2 protein-coding genes are annotated in these 2,097 nt (G+C 59.3%); both read left to right on the forward strand.

The features are described 5' to 3' along the window. The first annotated feature begins 558 nt into the window (after nucleotides 1–558). On the forward strand, nucleotides 559–942 hold the full coding sequence (locus tag AAHM41_RS40010) for a hypothetical protein (protein WP_342242221.1): 384 nt from the start codon (nucleotides 559–561) through the stop codon (nucleotides 940–942). Nucleotides 943–1,229: 287 nt separating this feature from the next. Then, nucleotides 1,230–1,652, forward strand: coding sequence for an ABZJ_00895 family protein (locus tag AAHM41_RS40805; RefSeq protein WP_446719527.1), 423 nt, complete (start codon nucleotides 1,230–1,232; stop codon nucleotides 1,650–1,652). The last annotated feature ends 445 nt before the right edge of the window (nucleotides 1,653–2,097 follow it).

Genomic DNA, 2,097 nt, shown 5'->3' on the forward strand with positions numbered 1-2,097 from the left:
CCAGCTTCAGCCGCGATGTCGGAGATGCCAAAGCCGCGCTCGAATATGCCGAGCGGCTGGCCCGGATCGTACCCGTCGACCCGAACCTCAGGGGCCTTATCGAGGACCTTCGGCGCCAGGCGGCGAAGCGGCAAGGGCAGTGACCTTCGAAAAGTCGTTGGGAGGACACTTCAGAAAATCAGCGGGACCATCGCGTCGGCGCCTCGACGCCGGACATTGCCCGAACTCGCTACATCCGGCCCTTCGGGAACGCCGCCAGCCCATTCGCCCGAACCACCTACCGAACCGGCCTAGTCCATCAGGGCTAATGGACACGCCAACAGGGACCGGTAGCTTTGTAAATGTCGTCAAGAGACCGTCGTAAGGACAAAGCGTGGCTTTTCGTCCAAGCGCACACAATGCGTCCCGAGGAAATTCTATGTTGCTGCACAGTACCCCGATTTCACATTTCCTTGACTGCAGCCAGCGATGGCGTCCACGCATTTTTCATGAGAGATACGGACTATATTAACCACATGGTACCTCGCGAACATTCCTCAAAACGTTGTGTGAGCAGTCATGGCCAATCTCATGCAATCCATTCCTCGCAGCTACTATCATATGTTCATCATTCCCTTGGCCCAGAGGTATCTGGAGCGACTGAGCCAGCCGCTGGACTACTGGCAGGCTTATTTCTTTCGCCGCGGACTGGAGTACTTCGCACGTGGAATTCCGGAAGGCGCCATCTCGGCCTTGAACTTCATGGATCTCACCATCGATCGCCGGTCTGAGATGTTCTGCGGTCCGATGCTGGTGCAGCCCCTGGGACAGAGCGAGGCCGATGACATTCGCATTTCTCTCAGCGAGATTATCGCGGCAGGCGAGAGTGACTGCCTGGCGTTTGCAATGCCGCCGCCCGCTGGACAGACGACGGCTCAACCGGTGTTCCTCCTGGTTGAGTGACCGGCGAGGGCCCGCTCCGTCGGTCAGCACAAAGTGCCGCAGATGGGTGACTGTTGTAGATCGGCATGGGGTCCCGGCACTGATCGGCTGTAGATGGTGGGTCGCACGTTCCACAGATCAATCGGAAATTCATTGGTACGCAGCGCTGATAGCCCGCAAGCATTGTGCCTGAATATTCATCGAATAGTGAGGACCACTTGGCTCAATACACTGAAACTACGCTTGGGCCGTACTTCGCCCGTTTTTCGCTAGTCTATGTCATCGGCATGGTGATCAGCATGGCCTTCATGCTGGTCGCCGAACAGAAGACATGGGCTCTTCCTCCCGGAATCGGTCCGGGTCTCTCCATCGGCACGATCTACGCTGCAGCCATTGCGACCGCCAGTCTCTTCGTCAGGGACAATGGGCGAGTTCCGCTAGGAGACGAGCGCTCACGCTTGATCAGAGGCAGCATCCTTCTGTCCATAATCTGGAGTATTGCAGCCATCATTCTTGTTTCTGTCGGGTTTGCAATCCACACACTCGGGTTGGAGGATCCAAGCATCTATGTGGCGCTCGTAGCTGAGCTATGGCATCAGGCCTCTCAGCTGCTGAAGACCGGAACATTCTGGATCGCCCTTCTCCTTGTCCTGCTTGTCACATATGGCGTCACCTATTTCATCTTCTCGTCGGTCTATGGCCGCTCGGCCGAGCGACTGCTGAAGCGATAGAGTCAGGAGCTGCGGCGCGAAGCCGGGCGCCTGGGCCAGCGCCTCCTCGCCCGAGGCGCAGGCGGCCAGGACGAAGCCGCCCAGCTCCTCAAGGGCGAAGCCGGCGACCGAGCGGATGTCGGCATCGTCCTCGACGTTGAGGATGCGGGTCAGCACCTCATCGGCCATGGCGGGGCCCCCCTTGCTTGTCCTGGATCAGGCCGTTGATCAGGGCGGTGATGGTTTGGTGCAGCTGCTCGTTGTCGGTGCGGCTCTTGACCAGCGAGGCGGAGACCGCGCTGGGGCATTGTCACGGGAACCTGAACGAGCCGCACTTTGGCTCGGTTCAATGCGGTACTCAGGCGGCTGCGGTCGCGTTCTGCCATTGCTCGGCAGCCGCGGCTCGGAAGGGGCGGAGCGTCGGTCGGGAGATCCGATGGCGCTCGAGATTGAAGCTGTTGTGGAT

It is taken from the genome of Inquilinus sp. OTU3971, assembly GCF_038440215.1.

What these genes read in the sequence shown, in the direction of transcription:
- AAHM41_RS40010 (WP_342242221.1), top strand. Translation starts at nt 559, where the DNA reads ATGGCCAATCTCATGCAATCCATTCCTCGCAGCTACTATCATATGTTC.
- AAHM41_RS40805 (WP_446719527.1), top strand. Translation starts at nt 1,230, where the DNA reads ATGCTGGTCGCCGAACAGAAGACATGGGCTCTTCCTCCCGGAATCGGT.